Consider the following 243-nt stretch of genomic DNA (forward strand, 5'->3'; position numbering starts at 1 on the left):
GCGGTCGAAGACCAGGTGGTCGGCCCGGCGCACCCGGGGGATGCGGTAGATGGGAAAGCACACCGCCTGGTACAGCGAGACGAACGCGTCGAGCACCGCAAACACCGGCCAGCCGGCGTAGATGACCGGCGCGGTGAGCAGCACGGTCAGGCGGCTGCCGCGCAGGTAGCGCCACAGGCCCACCCGCTGCTGGCGCTGCAGTTCCACAAAGCGGTCGGCCAGGGCCTGGCGCTGCTGCTCGAA

At 70.8% G+C, this 243-nt stretch carries 1 pseudogene; it reads right to left on the reverse strand.

The window, feature by feature from the left end:
* Positions 1 to 243, reverse strand: a pseudogene (locus HA630_RS27070) (hypothetical protein); the annotation flags it as partial.

It is taken from the genome of Aquabacterium sp. A08 (assembly GCF_011742065.1).